Here is an 18,248-nt window from a genome sequence, read left to right as displayed (position 1 = left end):
GACCGCGAGATCGATCGCCTGATCACGAACATTGCGAAGGGCGCGGATTTCGACACCTACAACCCGAAGGTCAATGAGCTCGCGGCCGAACGGAAGCGTGTCAAGGCCGAGCTCGCACAGATCGCGGCCGCTTCCGAGATCGTCACCGTGCACCCGGCGGCGATCGAGCGCTATCTCGCCGACATCAGGCGCCTAGCCGAGGTCGCCGCAGAGGCTGCGGAACTCGACGAGCCCGTGCTCGTCGCAACGCTGCGCCAGCTGGTCCAAGCCGTCATCGTTCATGCGCCGCCGGGGACCGACGAACTCGCAATCGAGATCAAGGCATCCTTGTCGGAATTGACGTTGCCGGGACCGCTGCTGAAACGTTCGAGCGGGGGGGGTGACCGTTGGTAGCGGGGGCACGCTACCAACCCCACATTTGCGAGAGCATTCGTTCTCGGTTGCGATCAGCGCAGCTGCGCGAAGGCGCGGTGGAGGCGCCTTTCCACCTCCGACACTAACGGTCGTCGACACTTGTCTGCCCTGAAATTCGTGCCGTGCACATCCGCCGACCTACGCGGCCCTATCCACTCGAGGCCTACACGGCAATTGATACGTTTCAACTATCGTCAATCACCTCCCTCAACGGACAAGCGCCGAACGCGAAGATTACAAAAAGATGATCGCATTCTCCACGTGCGACCAAACTATACTGAGTGATACGGTCTTTCGGCATGCAGCGTCTTGAGGTGGCAGCCTTCCTTTAGCTGCAGTTGAACCGCGAACAGCAGTGCGCTTCTGTTGATCGAAGGCTTCATGACCATTCAGCTTTCGCAGACCGCTTGGCAATACGCCAGGGATAATCGGAGCACGTGCTTGGTTTCATCGCCTGAATGTTCTCTGGCGGGGCGATTCAATGGCCTCGCCGAGGTCTGAACGAATGCGCGCGCTGGCGTGGCGTCGCAGCCGCTTGATCCGCTCGATACTCCGGAATGTGTGACTACGAAGTCAACGAAGCGTGTCAAAGCTTCGCCGTTGCCCGGCTGAATCATTTGTGAGATGATTTATGCGAAAACCAGCGCCAACATCTTTGGAGAGTATAGGACCTGATACCCCACTGAGGCTGTCTGTGGCGGCCGCAATCGCATTTCCGGACCGGAGCATTTCGGAAAGCAGCTTGAGACGAGAGGCCAAGCGGGGGCGACTTACGGTCGAGATTATTGCTGGTAAAGCGTTTACGACGCTCAATGAGATTGAAAGGATGCGTGGCCGATGCCGCGTAGAAGTAAAGGTGCCCGTCTCCACCTCAGACCAGCCCGCTACGAGGCCGGAAAGCTCACTCACGCGGCCACCTGGATCATCCGAGACGGCACTAAGTACCAAGGCACAGGATGCCTTGAACATGAAATTGGAAGGGCTGAGCAAGCGCTCAGAGACTACATCAGCGGCAAATACTCGCCGCAGCGAAAAGAGCGCGACATAGATTCAATACCGATCGCGGATGTGCTTTCCATCTTCATCGACGATCGGCCAGACCTGTTCGTAGAGAATGCAGATGCCAAAAAGTACGTTTCCCGCATGAAGCGGCTGTGTGACTTCTGGGGCACGCTAATGCTGGGCGACGTCAATAAGGCCAAATGCAACGAGTACGTGAAGAAACGTGGAAACAATGGCGGTTCGAGGCGTGATCTGGAGGATCTTCGGGCTGCGATTGAACATCATGCTGATGAGGGATATCACCGCGGACTCGTCAAGGTAAAGCTGCCGAAGAAAGGTCCGCCACGCGATGCGTGGTTGACACGCGAACAGGCCGCTAAGCTGCTTTGGATCTGTTGGCGAGCTCGAGAGATCCAAACTGTGCATCGTGGTCCCATGAAGGGCCAGAAAGTCCAGACGGACAAGCGCCCGTTGCGCCATCTCGCGCGGTTCATCATTATCGGCCTCTATAGCGGAACGCGTGCGGGCGCCATTGCGTCCGCTTCACCGATTGCGGCCATTGGCCGGTCATTTGTCGATCTGGAGCGTGGGGTCTACTACCGGCGCCGGCAAGGTCAGCAGGAAACGAACAAACGTCAGCCTCCAATGCCGATCCCGCCTCGTCTGTTGGCACACCTGCGACGCTGGCATGCCCGCGGCATCATCAAGCGACATTTTGTCGAATTCAACGGGCAGCCGGTGACCTCGGTCAAGACAGCTTTCAAACGCGCCGTGAAGCTGGCAAACTTGGGCAAGAACATCTCGCCTCACACGCTGCGCCACACCGCCGCAACCTGGTTGATGCAAAACGGCACCGATCCCTGGCAGGCCGCCGGGTATTTAGGAATGTCCGTTGAGACGCTGCTGAAGGTATATGGTCACCATCACCCGGACTATCTATCCGACGCCGTTGAGAAGATGACGGCTAAACCGAAGCGACGATCTACCGCCACAGCTTCGCCACAGAAACGGAGCGAACAAACGAAAACGAACGTGATAAAGATGCCTGCAAAATAAGGGGTTTTGCGCGCTCCGAAGCACCTTTCCGGCGCTCATAACGGTCTGGTTGCACGTTCGAGTCCGCTGACCGGCCAGTGAAATGTGCGCCCTCGTGATGCGCGAGTTCGTTCGCCGCACCGGTTACGCGAACCCCCGAGAGCGGCGGACGAATGTCGGACATGTTAGCACCGGGGCATCCTATTCGTACTCTAAAGAAGCCGAATTCCCTCCGCGCGATGGGGAATGCTTTTCGCCTGTAATCTTATCTGCTCATTTTGCTTCACCAAGACTTCAGTCAAAAGGCCAAGAGCGGCGAGGCATTATGCATTTACGCCCCGAGAGCATGCAGCCACCCTATTCTTCGACCGAGGTCGCGGCCGCGATTGGCATCTCTCTGGATACATTCTATCGCACGCGCCGCCTCAGGCACGAGCGCGATGGCTTGCCTTCGCCGATCAGCGAGCGAGGACCGCTGAAATGGGAATGCACCGGCTTCGATGCTTGGCTTACCCGACATCATCCTATGCGCCCAAAGACGATTGCTAATGACGCATTCGCGCCGCCGCCAGCAGCAAGCGACGAGGATCACCGCGAGCGGCTGCGGAGAGCTTACGGCCAGCACGACTCTTGACAGACTAGATCGCGCTAGATTCCAATGGGTGCCATCTCTTACTGGCACTGAGGCTCTTTATGGCCGATCCCAAGTTTCCCCATGTGAAGTGGCGTGATGGCCGTCCTCGCTCGTCGCACGGCGCTTATACCAGAGCTCTCGGCTTTGTCGATGCCGACTTGCGCCATCCGCCGTACGATGAAAAAGGACGTCCGGTCGGTGCGTGGTTCAATCTCCAAGAAGCATCAGACTTTTCAGACAAACGAAAGTCAGAAATCGAGGCGGCGCGCCGCGCCGGCAAGCTGCCGAAGAAAATTACGATCCGGAAGCGTTCTACGATCGAAGACCTATTGGACGATTGGAGTAAGTCGGTTGAATTCAAGGCGCTATCGTCTGCCTCGCAATCTTCCTATCGCAAATGTATCTCCGCCATCTTGTACCGACCGCAATCACGTGAATCCGCGGCTAGGATGCGTGCCGAGATCCGTGCCGCCAAGCTGCTCGGTGTGGCCGAGCCCGTACGAGAACTCGAGGCGATTGCAACTGCCACTCCGACATCAATCGGCAAACCGGAATTCCGCGCCTTCTATAATTATGCGAAATCGGCTCGCGGCCATCATATGGCGCTCTCGATGATAGCCACGCTCTCAGCGGCATTCACTTGGGGACAGGAAAGCGTCTTGTGGCGCCTCGGACCCAACCCGCGAGAAGGTATGGAGTTCGATCATCCAGACGGACGCATCGTACAGGTTGCGATGTCCGAATTTTCCGCTTGGGTCGCTGCAGCCGATGCGATCGAACGGCCTTCGGTCGGGGACAGCTTCCATCTGGCGTTGTTCACCGGGCAGCGTCAGACTGACCGTCTAATTATGCGCAATGAGAGCGACGTCGAGGGCCGGCACGCGTTCCGGCAGAGCAAGACCGGCGAGCTTGTCGATATCAAAGAGGCGCCACAACTCAGCGCACGACTAAATGCCTCGCGTGCACGAATAAAGGAACTCAAGCTTCGGCTTCAACTGGATAAGGTCCCACCCGAACTCGTGGTCAACGAGGACAATGGTGAGCCTTACGACGAGAGTACCTATCGCCATTGGGTGTCGACCGCCCGAGCCGTCGCAATCTTTGGCTTTCTTGCGTGCGACAACGCGCGCCAGGCAATTGTCCGCGCAGAGCGACTGAACGCCGAACTGATTAAGAACGGCGACAAGCTGTTCGCCCCCTTTCCTCTCGATGAGGAGAATAAGGCGCAGCGCGCTCGAGCGGTCGATCAGCGCAAGCGCGCATTAGCGGAATGGCTGGATGCGCAGACCGCTCGCGACAGCAATGGCCATGAGACAGCATGGCGTCTAAAGCCTTGCCCGGCGCTGATGTTCGTCAACGGCGCCGGCGAACTCGACCAAAAGCACGACCAAGACCTACGCGATACCTGCGTCATGCTTCTCGATCGGGCTGGCTGCGACTTGCTGACGATCTGCGACATCACTGGGCATTCATACCGAAGCGCGCAGACTATCGTGAAGCACTACCGCGCCCGCAATGCGGCTCGCGCCGATTCCGGTATCGACAGGCTTGAATTGCAGGTGCGGAAGGAAGGCATGAAGAGCTGAACGCAGACCGGTAGGTCTCATTTGGCTGCGCGTTTCAGCGGTGGATGGGCTTCGGCCCTAATTATCCGACTCGTCGCACGGCGTGCGACGTACGACCATTAAAAGCGTCGCACGAGACCCGGTTTGTTCTGCCGAGGAATTTAAAAAAAGCCCTTGCGGGCCAATCCCTTAAGGATGGTGGGCGCACCAGGGCTCGAACCTGGGACCCGCTGATTAAGAGTCAGCTGCTCTACCAACTGAGCTATGCGCCCGGAAACGGGTCCGGAGGACCTCGTTGCGAGGGCCGTCGTTTAGCAAAGCGCCCCCGCGATGTCCAGCAAGCTGGATGAGGTTTTCCCGTGCTTTGGCAAGGCGCCCGGGACTAGGAAAAACCGACGGATTCCGGCGGCTTTTCCGATGGTTGGTCGATTGCCAATCGGCGAGCTCAGAGCCTGCCGGAGCCGCCCCGGTCAAAGCCGCCGTCGCGGTCGCCCCGATCGTCGCGGTCGAAGCGGTGGCGGCGCCAGCCTTCACCCCCAAAGCGGCGGTCCATGTGGGTCAGGAGGGTGAGCCGGCGCTTCTGGTTGTCGTCGAGCGTCTTGTAGAGCGGATCGGCGGCGTCGGCGATCTTCTTCAGCGCGGCGGCGCTGGCTGCCATGTTGTCGGCGCGCTCGCGCAGCCGGGTGACCGGATCATCCGGCTTCTGCTGCGCATCGGCGTTCTTCTCCGCCTCCATCCGCGCATTGGCCCGGTCGATCCGGAGCTTGGCGAAATCGCGCACCGCGGCCTCGACCGGCGGCCACAGCTTCTCCTGGTCGGCGTTGAGCTTGAGCCCGGCATGGACCGCGGCGATCCGTGCATCGAGCAAGGCCGCGCGGTCCTCCGGGTTCATCCGCATCGGGCCATGCATCCACGGGCGATGCTGGGCGTAGGCGATGGTCGAGCCGGCGATGGCGAGCGCCGCGACGCTGGCGAGCAAAACTTTCTTCATGCGAACCTCCTTTGAAGGTTGCCTGAGGATGAGACCGCCCTGCCCGCGCCGCAACTTACAGTTTGGACAGGGAGCGTTCCCTTACCAAGATGTAATCCCCCATGGTTAAGTCTTCACAACATGCCGAGCGCGCGCGGCAGCCACAGCGAGATCTCGGGAACGTAGGTGACGAGACCGAGGAAGATCAGCATGGTCAAAAGCCACGGCCACACCGCGATCGTCAGTTCCGTGATGCCCATCTTGGCGATGCCGGAAGCGACATAGAGGTTGAGGCCAACCGGCGGATGGCACATGCCGACCTCCATGTTGACCACCATCAGGATGCCGAGATGCACCGGATGGATCCCGAGCTTGACTGCCACCGGAAACAGGATCGGCGCCATGATCAGCACGATCGAGGACGCCTCCATCACGTTGCCGGCGAGCAGCAGCAGCAGATTGACCACCAGCAGGAACATGATCCAGTCGACGCCGGCCGCGGTGATCCATGCCGCGATCTGCTGCGGGATGTTCTCGTTCGCCATCAGGAACGAGAACAGCACGGCGTTGGTGATGATGTAGAGGATCATCGCGCTCATATTGGCCGAGCCGAGCAGCACCTTGGGCACGTCCTTCAGCGACATGTCGCGATAAACGAACACGGCGATGACGAAGGCGTACACCGCGCTGACGGCGGCGGCCTCCGTCGGCGTGAACATGCCGGCGTAGATGCCGCCGAGCACGATCACGATCAGCAACAATCCCCAGACGCAGCGACGGAACGCCGTGAACCGCTCCGCCCAGCTCGCGCGCGGCAGCCGCGGATAATCATTGCGCCAGGCGCGGTAGAACGTCGTGAGCCCCAATAGCGCCGCCAGCATCAGGCCGGGGATCACGCCGGCGATGAACATCTGCCCGACGGACGCCGAGGAGACGCGATGGCCGGCCGGATCGAGCGCGATGCTGCCGCCCGTCGCCACGCAATAGATCACCATCACGATCGAGGGCGGGATCAGGATGCCGAGCGCGCCCGAGGTCGTGATCACGCCCGCGCCGAAGCGCTTCGGAAAGCCCTGGGCGACCATCGCCGGCATCATGATCGAGCCGATCGCGATCACGGTCGCCGGCGACGAGCCCGAGACCGCAGCAAACAACGCGCAGGCCATGACGCCGGCGAGCCCGAGCCCGCCGTACCAATGCCCGACCATCGAGGTCGCAAAGGCGATCATGCGGCGGGCGACGCCGCCATGGGTCAGGAAATTCCCGGCCAGGATGAAGAACGGAATCGCCATGATCTCGAAATTGTCGATGCCGGTGAACAATTTCAGCGCCACCGATTCCGTCGGCACCTGCGTCATCGTGAAGATGAAGCTGAGCACGGTCATGCCGAGCGCGATCGAGATCGGCATGCCCGTCAGCATCAGGGCGATGAGCAGCCCGAAGATGAAGAGGCTGGTCATCGCGTCACCTCCGCGACGCCAGCGCCGGGCGCATCGACCTCGACGCCCTCGACACGGGCGTGGTCGTGATGCGGCAGTTGACCGGTCCAGTAATAATGCCAGGCGACCTGCAGGAAGCGGAAGCACATCAAATAGGAGCCGAGCGGAATGCAGAGATAGACGATCCAGCTCGGTATCTCGAGATCAGGCGAGACCTGGTCGGTGTGCATCAGGCCGTAGACGAATTTCGCGCCCATGGTGCCGATCACGGCGGTGAAGAAGGCGCCGCAGAACAGGCCGAACAGCACCACGATGTTGCGCCACGGCGATCTCAACTGGTTGACGACCACGTCGACGCCGACATGGATGCCGGTGCGCACGCCATAGGCCGCGCCGAACTTCGCCACCCACACGAACATGTAGATGCACAGTTCCTGCGCCCAGGACAGGTTGATCGGGAACAGGATCGGATAGAGCAAGGGAATGCCGATCAAATAGCGATGGCATACGGCCACGAAGATGATGAGAGTCGCGGCCGCCATCAGCGTCGCGATCAATATCTCCTCCAGCCGGTCGAGGATGCGGAGCAGGATCAATGTTCCCCCAAGGAGTTTCGCTCGCGGCGCCCTCCCCCCGTTCTTACGGGGAGAGGGCAGCCCCTCACCCGGAATTCAAGCGCAGCTTGAATTCCGGCCTCTCCCCGCACGCGGGGAGAGGCGATCAGAGCTCGCTTCACGATCGACGCAAAACCATCACACGATCAGTTGGTCGCGCCCTTAGTCTCCTTCAGGAACTCATCGATCAGGCCTTGGCCGACGCGCTTGGCGACGTCCTTGTAGACCGACTCCATCGCCTTGCGCATCGCGGCGTCCTGCTCCGGCGTCAGCGTGATGATCTCGCTCTTGCCGGTCTTCTTGATCTCGGCGAGCGCGTCCTCGTTCTCCTTCTGCGACTGGCCGTTGCCGTAGGCGGTAGCTTCCTTCATCGCCTTGTCGCACTGCTCGCGGATGTCGGGCGGCAGGCCCTCCCAGAATTTCTTGTTCACGACCACGATGTAGCCGATATAGCCGTGATTGGTGGTGGTGATGTACTTCTGCACCTCGTGCATCTTCTGGGTGTAGATGTTCGACCAGGTGTTCTCCTGGCCGTCGACCACGCCGGTCTGCAGCGCCTGGTACACCTCGGAGAACGCCATCACCTGCGGGATCGCACCGAGCGCGCGGAACTGCGCCTCCAGCACCTTCGATGACTGGATCCGGAACTTCAGTCCCTTGTAGTCCGCCGGCTCGATCAGCTTCTTGTTGGCGCTCATCTGCTTGAAGCCGTTGTCCCAGTAGGCGAGGCCGATCATGCCCTTCGGCTCGAGCAATTTCAGAAGCTTGGCGCCGAGCGGACCGTCGGTGACCTTGCGCAGCGTGGCGAGGTCAGGAAGGATGTAGGGCAGATCGAACACCTCGAATTCCTTGACCCCGATCGGGCCGAACTTGGAGTTCGAGGGCGCCAGCATCTGCACCGCGCCGAGCTGCAGGGCCTCGAGCTCCTCCTTGTCTTTGTAAAGCTGCGAGTTCGGGTAGACCTCGACCTTCACCTTGCCGCCCGTGTATTTCTCGGCCAGTTCCTTGAACTTCTCGGCCGCCTGCCCCTTCGGCGTGTTGGTTGCGACGACGTGACTGAACTTGATGACGATCGGATCGTCCGCCGCCGCCGGCCCGGCAAACGCAATTGCCACGACCGATGCCGCAGCCAACACCAACTTACGCATGTTTCCTCCCGCTTTATTGCGGGGCGCGCAATCACCCGCCCCAAGTTTCGTATCCCAGCCGCACCAATACAGAGAAGCCGACCAAATTGCCATTGCCCGTTAGCAGGGTCCGACATCACCGCGCATGTTGCGCCGCAAAAGTGCGACGATCTGTCCAAGGTGCACGCTGCTTGCCCCTCATCCTGAGGAGCCTGCGCAGCAGACGTCTCGAAGGATGAGGCCCCGCCGGGTGGCCTCGGCCTTCGAGACGGCCGCGGCGCGGCCTCCTCAGGCTGAGGGAAAGAGTTGAGTGCGCTGCTCTCTCCTGGTGCGTCATTGCGAGCGGAGCGAAGCAATCCATCGCGCCGCACGCGGAGGCATGGATTGCTTCGCTCCGCTCGCAATGACGGGATAAGTCCTGATTTATCTGTCAAGCAACGGACGGGATGTGAGTCCGCGTTCTCGCAGCGCGTTGCGCCCGAGCTTTGCGTCTCGTTTCACCCTCTCATCGAACAGAGGGCGCAGGGAAAGCCGGGTGCCGGTTGCACCCATGGGTCCCGTGCAACAAAAAGCACGGGGGTAGGACCACAGGTTCAACCGAAGCATTCCGGCTTTCCCTGCGCGATGGTTTACGGCTTACTTCGTGCTCTCCCCGGTGACCGGGCTTTCTTGCCACCGTCATCTCAAGCGCGAACTTCTTCGCGCGAAAAACTTAGCGCCAGCGTCGGGGCGCCAGGACCACACGACTTCGCCGTCCACGCGTGCCACGCTCGTCAGTCGTGACACCCGCGTCCACCGCATCTCACCGCAACGTTCGTGACGATCGCGATCCGCCCCTCATTCGGGTGAGACGCGCGGAGTTAAATCATTGATTTGCCCGACGGCGAAAGCGGATTATTTTTCGCGTGAGGGATGGACACGTTTCTGCTGATTTGCCCGTCGGGTTGATTTGTCGCACCCAAAGTATCCACATCGTCATTGCGAGCGGAGCGAAGCAATCCATAGTGCCGCAAGCGTAGGCATGGATTGCTTCGCTTCGCTCGCAATGACAGCGTCTCACGATCACCCGGGTGAATTGCCCACCACCATCTTGCGATCGGCCCAGGTTTTGAGATCGCCCACCGTCAGCATCTTGAGGAACGGATTGGCATTGACCAGCTTCTCGCGGGTGGTGCGGCCCGTCACGTCGGCGGCGGCCATAAGGGAAGCGGCGTCGGCGTTTTCCGCCGCGGTCAGCAACGCCACCGCGCCTGCCGGTCCGGCAAAATGCACGAGGTAGAGAGAACCCGGCGTGATCGGCAGGCCGCGCTTGCTCAGCATCGCGGCATTTCGTTCGATCGTGCGTGCGGTGATTTCTCGGGCAAGCCCGACATCTCGACGCAGCTCCAACACTTCCTTGTCGCTGCGTCCCTGGACCAGATCGCGTCGGTGTCTTCGAACGGCTTCGAGCCATGTGTCGTCGAGAAACTGAGCGGCTCCGGTCGCACTCGAGCGCTTGTTCCTGGCATTCGGGTCGCCGTTTGATTCAGCCGTGATGATGCGCTCGACCAGCGCCCTGATCGCGGCCTGATCGATCGCCTCGTCCTTCAACTGAACGTCGCGAAACAAGAACAGGCTTGCCGTGACGGCCAACGCGATCGCTACCGCCAGCACGATGGAGATGGCTTCGATCGACCGCCACTGCCGCGCCGGCACAATCGTCCGACGCTCATCCGGGTCAGGCGGCCTGATTTCAACTGCGCGGCCTGCCGGGTTCGACGTGGGCATGGACTTCGGCATGGACCTGGGCATGGGATGCCGCGGCCTGGCGTCAGCCACCCCTTCGAAGGCAAAGGATTGTTGCGCTAGGTCTGACATCCCAGTGGCAGGCTCAATGCTTTGAACAGGCCGTCGAAGGCGCCGGGCTGACAGGATTTGGCCTCGACAGTCGGTTTGGAACGCGTGGTCTTTGCCGTTGCTTTGGCAAGCTCGTGCTTGGGCAGTTGCTTCGGTCGAGGTTTCGGCAGCACGACAGCGGGTTTTGCGGCTGGGACTGCGCGCTCAGTCGCTTCAACGATCGGCGCGGGTTCCGGTGCAACCGCGGCGGATTGAACCGGCGGCGCGATTGGTTCGGGAGAGAAGATCTGCTGGGCCGACGCCTGCTGCTGCGTATGCGGGATTTCGTTCCGGTCTGCTGCGGTCAGCGTATCGCCAGATGCCGCGAAGCTCAGGGTTGCCTGAGCAGGCTGCGTCTCGACAGACTTCGTCGCGCGCGGCGGAGTCTGCATCTCCATCACCGCAAGCGTACCGAGGCCAACAAGGATGAGAGCCGCCCTCATCTGATCTCGCGTTTCATCGGAGATCGAAGGCTAAGTTTCAATGCGGCGGCTTGGCGGCGGAAGTGAACACCGCGGAACGGTGAGCGGAAAAGATCAGGGATTAAGGTTAATGCGGGCGCTGGAAGTGGCGTTCGCTCACTTCCGCCCCCACTGATTCTTGTCATTCCGGGGCGATGCGAAGCATCGAGCTATGATGTGCAATTGCACATCAGAGAATCCATTCCTCCGCCTGCGCCTGCGGCCCGATGGATTCCGGGCTCGCGCTGACGCGCGCCCCGGAATGACAGCGGTGGGCGTGGCCCCTAGCCCGCGACTGCCGCGGGGATATCGCGCTGGCGCTTCATGACGATCTTGTTGAGGGCGCCGAGATAGGCCTTCGCCGACGCCACCAGCGTGTCCGGGTCGGCGGCGCGCGCGGTCATCGAGCGACCGTCATGGGCGAGGCGCACCGAGACTTCGGCTTGCGCGTCGGTGCCTTCGGTCACCGCGTGCACCTGGTAGAGCTCGAGCTTGGCGTCGTGCGGCACCAGGCGCTTGATGCAGTTGAAGACGGCATCGACCGGGCCGTTGCCCTCGGCTTCCTCGATCCGGGTCTGGCCGTCGACATCCAGCTTCATGGTCGCGCGCTGGGGGCCATGGGTGCCGGCAATCACGGTCAGCGAGGTCAGCTTGATACGGTCGTAGGCGGCGGCGATCTCCTCGTCGAGCAGCGCCTCGATGTCCTCGTCGTAGATGTCCTTCTTGCGGTCGGCGAGCGCCTTCATCCGCGCGAACGCATCCTCGAGCTGGTTCGGACCCAACTTGTAGCCCATCTCCTCCAGCTTGTGGACGAAGGCATGGCGGCCGGAGTGCTTGCCGAGCACCAGCGAGGACTGCTTCAGGCCGACCATTTCAGGCCGCATGATCTCGTAGGTGGAGGCATCCTTCAGCACGCCGTCCTGGTGGATGCCGCTCTCATGCGCGAACGCGTTACGGCCGACGATCGCCTTGTTGTACTGCACCGGGAACGAGGTCGCCGCCGACACCAGCTTCGAGGCGCGCGTCAGCTGCGTGGTGTCGATCCTGTTCCAGTACGGAAACTTGTCGTTGCGCACGTTGATCGCCATCACGATCTCTTCGAGCGCGGCGTTGCCGGCGCGCTCGCCGATGCCGTTGACGGTGCATTCGACCTGACGGGCACCGCCGACGATGCCGGCCAGCGAGTTGGCCACGGCCATGCCGAGGTCGTTATGGCAGTGGACCGAGAAGATCGCCTTGTCGGAGTTCGGCACGCGCTCGATCAGCGTGCGCATGAAGTGGGTGTACTCGTCGGGCGTGGTGTAGCCGACGGTGTCGGGGATGTTCACCGTGGTAGCGCCGGCCTTGATCACGGCTTCCACGATGCGGCAGAGGAAATCCATCTCGCTACGGGTGCCGTCCTCGGCCGACCATTCGACGTCGTCGATCTGGTTGCGGGCGCGGCTGACGTTGGCGATCGAGGTCTCGATCACCTGCTCCGGCGTCATGTTCAGCTTCACCCGCATGTGCAGCGGCGAAGTCGCGATGACAGTGTGGACGCGGCCGCGTTTGGCAAATTTCACCGCTTCCGCACAGCGGTCGATGTCCTTCGGATGCGCGCGGGACAGGCCGGCAATGACAGCGTTCTTGGAACGGCGGGCGATCTCGCTGACCGCCTGGAAGTCGCCCTCCGAGGTGATGGGGAAGCCGGCCTCGATGACGTCGACGCCCATCTCGTCGAGCAGCTCGGCAACCTCGAGCTTCTCCTCGAAGGTCATGGTGGCGCCGGGGCACTGCTCGCCGTCACGCAGCGTGGTGTCGAAAATGATTACGCGGTCCTTCTCGGACTTGTTGGCGGTGGTCATCTGCAAAGTTCCTTTGGGTCGGTCGCGCTACCTTATCACTGAGCGCTGAAGGGTTTCTGTCGTTCTCACGCAACCCCTGAGTGCCCAGGCGCAAATGCCCAGACGGCCCTCAGGGGCCGATAAGAAGCAGAAGCCCGCCAAGAAGGTGGGTCGGCAGCGACGCAGCCGGAATCGCGGGGGCGACTTGAGCCGTTCCCGTCAGGATTCCATCGTTTCCGCTGCGAATCAGCATTGCCAGTACCCTTTGGAGGCCAAAATCTCGGTCAAAACCGTTGACGGTTGGTTGCCGAGGCCACCTCCGAGCGCGTTTCTAGACGAAGTGAGCGCCCCGCCGCAACGGTAAAAAGATGGTCAGTGGGGCTGACCTAAATACGGGGCCGCCGTCATTCCGGGGCGATGCGCAGCATCGAGCCCGGAATCCATTTCGCCACCTGCGCCTGCGGCCTGATGGATTCTCTGATGTGCAATTGCACATCATAGCTCGCGCCAAGAGGCGCGCCCCGGAATGACAGCGTCGCAGGATGGGTGGCTCACGAGCTTAGCTGTCATCGTCCGGCTTGACCTGACGATCCAGTATCCCAGAGACTGGAGTTTGAGCCGAGAAGCCTGCGCGTACTGGATTCCCCGCCTTCGCGGGGAATGACGGCAGAGGGCTACTTCGGCTCCTTCCCTGCCTTACCCGTCTTGGCCTTCTTCCCCGCCCCGCCCTTCCCTTCCGCCAGCAGCGCCTCGCGGACGTGCTTGAATTCGCTGCGTTCGGAGTTGTCGACCTTCGGGAAATGCAGATCGAGCTTGTCGAGCGCGCTGACGATGGTGGAGCCGATCACCACGCGGGCGAACCATTTGTGGTCGGCCGGCACGACGTGCCAGGGCGCGTCGCGGGTTGCGGTGTGGCGGATCATGTCCTGGTAGGCGGCCATGTAGCGGGGCCACAGCGCGCGCTCATTGACGTCGGCCATCGAGAACTTCCAGTTCTTCGACGGCTCCTCCAGCCGCCCCAGGAAGCGCGCGCGCTGTTCCTGCCTGGAGACGTTGAGGAAGAATTTCAGGACCACGATGCCGTTGCGCGAGAGGTAGCGCTCGATCGCCGAAATATCCTCGAAGCGTTCGCGCCAGATGTTCTTGGTGACGAGCCGCGGCGGGAGCTTTTCCTTGGCGAGGATTTCGGGATGCACGCGCACCACCAGGCATTCCTCGTAATAGGAGCGGTTGAAGATGCCGATGCGGCCGCGTTCGGGCAGCGCGATCATCGAACGCCACATGAAGTCGTGGTCGAGCTCCTTGGAAGACGGCTGCTTGAAAGAGCTGACCTCGCAGCCCTGCGGATTGACGCCCTCGAACACGCTCTTGATCGCGGAGTCCTTGCCGGCCGCATCCATGCCCTGGAAGACCAGGAGCAATGACCAGCGGTCCTGGGCGTAGAGCTTCTCCTGGAAATCGTTCAGCCGCCTGCGATTGGCCTCGATGATCTCCTCGCCCACGACCTTGTCGATGCCGCCTTTCTCATTGGTCTTGAGCGATTTGAGGTGAAAATGCTCCGAACCGTCGACGCGGAACGGCTCCACGAAAGGTTTCAGCTCGTCGGCCAGCAGCTTCGATTTCTTGCCCATGGGCCCTTTCTTACCTGCTCAGATGCATCTCGATGAACGCGGTGACGAAGCGCGGCATCGTGGCGGTGAGGTCGCCGGCCCCCCGCACCAGGCGGATCGCCGCCAGTTCGGGCTCTTCCTGCAAGGCGAGATTGCTTTCGATCCGCGCGCGCAAGGCATCGCCGGGCATGTCGACATACAGGATCCGCATCATGGCGATGGCGACGCCGGTGAAGACGCAATCCCAATGCGCATCGGGGCGGTAGTCGGCGGGCGTGAGCCCGGTCTCCTCCTCCACCTCTCGTGCGACGCTGCCGGCGATATCGAGCATGTCGCCCCTGATGTCGTCGAGATCGGGCGTGCCCGACGGGAAGTAGACCCGTCCGGGGTTCGAGGTGTGATGCCCCATTTCGCCGAGCACGAACGCGCCGTCGCTTGAGAGCAGCGCGCCCATGCCAAAGCCGTTGAATACGCCCTTGTCCGGAAAGCCCCAGTCGCGCCAGGCGAGGAAGCTCGCGAAATCGGTCTCGAAATAGCTCGCGCTCAAGCGCTCGCCTTCGAACGCGGCGCTGCGTCCCAGGAGCACGCGGCCGTTCCAGAGGTTCGGCCGTTCGCGCTGTGCCTCGGCGAAATGCGCATCGATCTCGGCGCGCCGCGCTTGTGCGAACGGCCACGCCCATGGCTGCACCTTGAGGTCCAGCGAGGTGACCCGATGAATGGAAGGTGGCGTCATCAGGCGGGCTTACTTCGCACCCGTCCCCGTGGTCTTCTTCGCCTGCTCGACCAGCCTGTTGGTGTAGGTCTTGCTGACGTCGATATTGGCCTTGGCGACCTCCGGCGAGCCTTCGCTGAACACCGCCAGCACCGCGTCGGCGCCCTTCGGGTCCATCTTGCCGGTCTCCGAATACATCGGGATCGTGTTCTTCAGGGCGGCGAGATAGAGCTCCTTGTTCTTGCCGACCATCTCCTCGGGCATCTTGGCCATGATGTCATCAGGCGAATGCGAATGGATCCAGGCGAGCGTGGCGAGGATCGCATTGGTGAGCGCCTGCGCCTCCTTCTCGTGTGACTTGACCCAGGCCGCGGTCGAATAGAGCGCGCCGCCCGGATACTCGCCGCCGAACACCGCGAGCGTGTCGTGCTGGGTGCGGGTGTCGCTCAGGATCTTCAGGTCGGCATGGCTGCCCTGCAGGACGGTGACGGAGGGATCGAGCATCACGGCGGCATCGATCTGCCCCTGCTCCATCGCTGCGACCGCGGTCGCGCCCAGGCCAACGCTGATCACGGAGGCGCTGGTGGGATCAAGCCCGTTCTTCTTGAGCAGATATTTGAGGAAGAAATCGGTCGAGGAGCCGGGCGCGCTGACGCCGACCTTCTTGCCGGCGAGGTCCTTGATCGAATTGATCTCTGAGGTGTGCTTGGGCGACACCACCAGCACCAGGCCGGGATAGCGGTCATAGACCACGAAGGCCTGCAATTCCTGCCGCTTGGCGGCGAGATTGACGCAGTGATCGAAATAGCCGGAGACGACGTCGGCGCTGCCGCCGAGCACGGCTTTCAGCGCATCCGAGCCGCCCTTGAGATCGACCAGCTCGACCGCGAGCCCCGCCTTCTCATATTCGCCGAGCTGCTTGGCGAGCACCGTCGGCAGATAGCACAGGCAGGCGCCGCCACCGACCGCGATCGTGACCTTGCTTTGCGCCGCAGCGAGACCCGACGTCAGCACCAGCGCCAGCAGCGCGCCCGCGAACCGGCCAAACAGTTTCCTCATGATCGTCTCCATTCCATTGGCCGCAAGATAAAGCAGCGCGCAGGCGTTGAGAAGCTCCGCCGTCATCGCGAGGCGCGGTCCCGTAGGGCGGGCAAAGGGAAGCGTGCCCACCATCCACGGTCGGTGCAAGAAAGGTGGGCACGCTGCGCTTTGCCCACCCTACGATTCTACAATCCTACAATGCGCGTACCGTTGGCCGCCAGACCAGCAGGCGCCGCTCGACCAGCGTCACGGCCATGTCGATCAGGATGACGAAGGCCGACAGCACGAACATGCCCGCGAATACGCCGGCGACGTCGAACACGCCCTCCGCCTGCTGGATCAGATAGCCGAGGCCGGCGGCGGCGCCGAGATATTCGCCGACGACGGCACCGACCACCGCAAAGCCAACGGACGTATGCAGCGAGGAGAACATCCACGACAGCGCCGACGGCCAATAGACATGCCGCATCAATTGCCGCTCGCTCATGCCGAGCATGCGGCCGTTGTCGAGCACGGTCGTGCTCACTTCCTTGACGCCCTGATAGACGTTGAAGAACACGATGAAGAAAACGAGGGTCACACCGAGCGCGACCTTGGACCAGATGCCGAGGCCGAACCATAGCGCGAAGATCGGCGCCAGCACGACGCGCGGCAGAGCGTTCGTCATCTTCACGTAAGGGTCGAACACGGCGGCGACGCGCGGCTGGCGCGCGAACCAGAAGCCGACCAGAATGCCGAGCGCCGAGCCGATCACGAAAGCGAGGATCGATTCCCACAGCGTGATCGCAAGATGCTTCCAGATCACGCCGGTCGAGAACCAATTGACGATCTGGCTGACGACGTCGATGGGATTGGAGAAGAAGAATGGCGGCAGCCAGATGCGGCCGAACACCGGCACGGTGGCAAAGAGCTGCCACAGCGCCAGCGCGACGACGGCGACCAGGAGCTGGCAGAGCAGCAGCGCGGCGCGGGACATCAGTCGGCTCCCCCGGCTTGCGTTGATTGCGCGTAACCCTTCATCACCTCTTCCTTCAGCACGCCCCAGATTTCGCGATGCAGTTCGTGAAACTGCTCGTCCAGCCGCACCTCGAAGATATCGCGCGGACGCGGCAGCTCCACGCGCCAGTCGCCGATGATGCGCGAGCCGGGGCCGGCCGACATGATGACGACGCGATCGGCGAGCGCGATCGCCTCCTCCAGGTCATGGGTGACGAACAGCACCGCCTTGCGGTCGGCGGTCCACAGTTCGAGCAGGAGATTGCCCATCACCTGCCGGGTCTGGGCATCGAGCGGGCCGAACGGCTCGTCCATCAAGAGGATTTTTGGATCGCGGATCAGGACCTGTGCGAGCCCGACGCGCTTGCGCTGGCCGCCGGAGAGCATGTGCGGATAGCGGTTCGCGAACGCCCCGAGCCCGACCGAGGTCAGCCAGGCCTGCGCCTGTTCCAGCGCCTTCTGCCGCGGCGTGCCCTTGATCTCGAGCCCGATCGCGACATTGTCGATCGCGGTCTTCCAGGGGAACAGCGCATCGGCCTGGAACAGGTAGCCGGCATCGCGGTTCAATCCGGTGAGCGGCTGGTCGAAGATCCTGACCGCGCCCGCGGCCGGCTTCAGCAGGCCGGCGGCCACGTTCAGCAAGGTCGACTTGCCACAGCCGGTGGGGCCTACGATCGCCACGAATTCGCCATGCGCGACCGCAAGGCGCGCCTTCTCGACGGCGGTGTAGACGCGGGCGTCCGCAAGGCGAAACGCCACCGTCGCATCCTCGAGCGCCACCGCTGTGGGCTTGGCTGTGGGCTTGGCCTTGTCCACCACGTTCCCTCCCTGTTCGGGAGGATGCCTTAGCCTCTCGTGCGGACAAGTTCAACGCGGCATCGCGACGTGCTAGTTGATCTGTGATCTCCCGGATGGGGCCGCAGCGCGAGG

14 protein-coding genes, 1 tRNA gene and 1 pseudogene are annotated in these 18,248 nt (G+C 62.0%); 3 read left to right on the top strand and 13 right to left on the bottom strand.

The annotated features are described in order from the left end of the window. From AAFX91_RS06295 to AAFX91_RS06285, 3 genes and pseudogenes are all read left to right on the top strand, one after another. Window positions 1-393, top strand: a pseudogene (locus tag AAFX91_RS06295) (recombinase family protein); the annotation flags it as partial. Between the two features lie 858 nt (window positions 394-1,251). After that, window positions 1,252-2,472, top strand: a complete 1,221-nt coding sequence (locus AAFX91_RS06290; RefSeq protein WP_394565888.1) for a tyrosine-type recombinase/integrase — start codon at window positions 1,252-1,254, stop codon at window positions 2,470-2,472. A 672-nt stretch (window positions 2,473-3,144) separates the two neighbouring features. Further along, window positions 3,145-4,671 (top strand): hypothetical protein, encoded by a 1,527-nt coding sequence (locus AAFX91_RS06285; RefSeq protein ID WP_394565887.1) that lies wholly within the window; start codon window positions 3,145-3,147, stop codon window positions 4,669-4,671. A gap of 175 nt (window positions 4,672-4,846) precedes the next feature. Here AAFX91_RS06285 and AAFX91_RS06280 read toward each other — a convergent pair. From AAFX91_RS06280 to AAFX91_RS06220, 13 genes are all read right to left on the bottom strand, one after another. Continuing rightward, window positions 4,847-4,922 (bottom strand) — tRNA-Lys (locus AAFX91_RS06280). A gap of 173 nt (window positions 4,923-5,095) precedes the next feature. After that, on the bottom strand, window positions 5,096-5,641 hold the full coding sequence (locus AAFX91_RS06275) for a Spy/CpxP family protein refolding chaperone (RefSeq protein WP_130582367.1): 546 nt from the start codon (window positions 5,639-5,641) through the stop codon (window positions 5,096-5,098). Window positions 5,642-5,754: 113 nt separating this feature from the next. After that, window positions 5,755-7,080 (bottom strand): TRAP transporter large permease, encoded by a 1,326-nt coding sequence (locus AAFX91_RS06270; protein ID WP_394565886.1) that lies wholly within the window; start codon window positions 7,078-7,080, stop codon window positions 5,755-5,757. Beyond that, on the bottom strand, window positions 7,077-7,652 hold the full coding sequence (locus AAFX91_RS06265) for a TRAP transporter small permease (RefSeq protein ID WP_130582369.1): 576 nt from the start codon (window positions 7,650-7,652) through the stop codon (window positions 7,077-7,079). Before AAFX91_RS06265 ends, AAFX91_RS06270 begins: the two co-directional genes overlap by 4 nt. A gap of 167 nt (window positions 7,653-7,819) precedes the next feature. After that, window positions 7,820-8,821 carry a TRAP transporter substrate-binding protein gene (locus AAFX91_RS06260; protein ID WP_394565885.1) on the bottom strand — a complete coding sequence of 334 codons (1,002 nt, stop codon included), beginning with the start codon at window positions 8,819-8,821 and terminating at the stop codon, window positions 7,820-7,822. Between the two features lie 1,041 nt (window positions 8,822-9,862). Further along, the gene (locus AAFX91_RS06255) at window positions 9,863-10,567 is read right to left on the bottom strand and encodes a lytic transglycosylase domain-containing protein (RefSeq protein ID WP_394565884.1); all 705 of its coding nucleotides are present in this window, start codon (window positions 10,565-10,567) and stop codon (window positions 9,863-9,865) included. 77 nt (window positions 10,568-10,644) lie between these two features. Next, window positions 10,645-11,073 carry a hypothetical protein gene (locus AAFX91_RS06250; RefSeq protein WP_394565890.1) on the bottom strand — a complete coding sequence of 143 codons (429 nt, stop codon included), beginning with the start codon at window positions 11,071-11,073 and terminating at the stop codon, window positions 10,645-10,647. 347 nt (window positions 11,074-11,420) lie between these two features. After that, window positions 11,421-12,980, bottom strand: coding sequence for a 2-isopropylmalate synthase (locus AAFX91_RS06245; protein ID WP_130583003.1), 1,560 nt, complete (start codon window positions 12,978-12,980; stop codon window positions 11,421-11,423). 653 nt (window positions 12,981-13,633) lie between these two features. Then, entirely contained in the window at window positions 13,634-14,590 is a 957-nt protein-coding gene (locus tag AAFX91_RS06240; protein WP_394565883.1) for a polyphosphate kinase 2 family protein, read from the bottom strand. A 10-nt stretch (window positions 14,591-14,600) separates the two neighbouring features. Continuing rightward, window positions 14,601-15,302, bottom strand: coding sequence for an NUDIX hydrolase (locus tag AAFX91_RS06235; protein ID WP_394565882.1), 702 nt, complete (start codon window positions 15,300-15,302; stop codon window positions 14,601-14,603). 9 nt (window positions 15,303-15,311) lie between these two features. Further along, on the bottom strand, window positions 15,312-16,340 hold the full coding sequence (locus AAFX91_RS06230; protein WP_394565881.1) for an ABC transporter substrate-binding protein: 1,029 nt from the start codon (window positions 16,338-16,340) through the stop codon (window positions 15,312-15,314). A 175-nt stretch (window positions 16,341-16,515) separates the two neighbouring features. After that, on the bottom strand, window positions 16,516-17,298 hold the full coding sequence (locus tag AAFX91_RS06225) for an ABC transporter permease (RefSeq protein ID WP_394565880.1): 783 nt from the start codon (window positions 17,296-17,298) through the stop codon (window positions 16,516-16,518). Continuing rightward, on the bottom strand, window positions 17,298-18,134 hold the full coding sequence (locus AAFX91_RS06220; protein WP_394565879.1) for an ABC transporter ATP-binding protein: 837 nt from the start codon (window positions 18,132-18,134) through the stop codon (window positions 17,298-17,300). Before AAFX91_RS06220 ends, AAFX91_RS06225 begins: the two co-directional genes overlap by 1 nt. Between the last annotated feature and the right edge of the window lie 114 nt (window positions 18,135-18,248).

This window comes from Bradyrhizobium sp. 31Argb (assembly GCF_043638955.1).
Classification (GTDB): domain Bacteria; phylum Pseudomonadota; class Alphaproteobacteria; order Rhizobiales; family Xanthobacteraceae; genus Bradyrhizobium.
This window is presented reverse-complemented; position numbering and strand designations above follow the sequence as displayed.

Bases quoted from the DNA above. Each gene is read 5' to 3' on its own strand.
- AAFX91_RS06290 (WP_394565888.1), top strand. From the start codon at position 1,252: ATGCCGCGTAGAAGTAAAGGTGCCCGTCTCCACCTCAGACCAGCCCGC.
- AAFX91_RS06285 (WP_394565887.1), top strand. From the start codon at position 3,145: ATGGCCGATCCCAAGTTTCCCCATGTGAAGTGGCGTGATGGCCGTCCT.
- AAFX91_RS06275 (WP_130582367.1), bottom strand. From the start codon at position 5,641: ATGAAGAAAGTTTTGCTCGCCAGCGTCGCGGCGCTCGCCATCGCCGGC.
- AAFX91_RS06270 (WP_394565886.1), bottom strand. From the start codon at position 7,080: ATGACCAGCCTCTTCATCTTCGGGCTGCTCATCGCCCTGATGCTGACG.
- AAFX91_RS06260 (WP_394565885.1), bottom strand. From the start codon at position 8,821: ATGCGTAAGTTGGTGTTGGCTGCGGCATCGGTCGTGGCAATTGCGTTT.
- AAFX91_RS06255 (WP_394565884.1), bottom strand. From the start codon at position 10,567: ATGCCCACGTCGAACCCGGCAGGCCGCGCAGTTGAAATCAGGCCGCCT.
- AAFX91_RS06250 (WP_394565890.1), bottom strand. From the start codon at position 11,073: ATGGAGATGCAGACTCCGCCGCGCGCGACGAAGTCTGTCGAGACGCAG.
- AAFX91_RS06245 (WP_130583003.1), bottom strand. From the start codon at position 12,980: ATGACCACCGCCAACAAGTCCGAGAAGGACCGCGTAATCATTTTCGAC.
- AAFX91_RS06240 (WP_394565883.1), bottom strand. From the start codon at position 14,590: ATGGGCAAGAAATCGAAGCTGCTGGCCGACGAGCTGAAACCTTTCGTG.
- AAFX91_RS06235 (WP_394565882.1), bottom strand. From the start codon at position 15,302: ATGACGCCACCTTCCATTCATCGGGTCACCTCGCTGGACCTCAAGGTG.
- AAFX91_RS06230 (WP_394565881.1), bottom strand. From the start codon at position 16,340: ATGAGGAAACTGTTTGGCCGGTTCGCGGGCGCGCTGCTGGCGCTGGTG.
- AAFX91_RS06225 (WP_394565880.1), bottom strand. From the start codon at position 17,298: ATGTCCCGCGCCGCGCTGCTGCTCTGCCAGCTCCTGGTCGCCGTCGTC.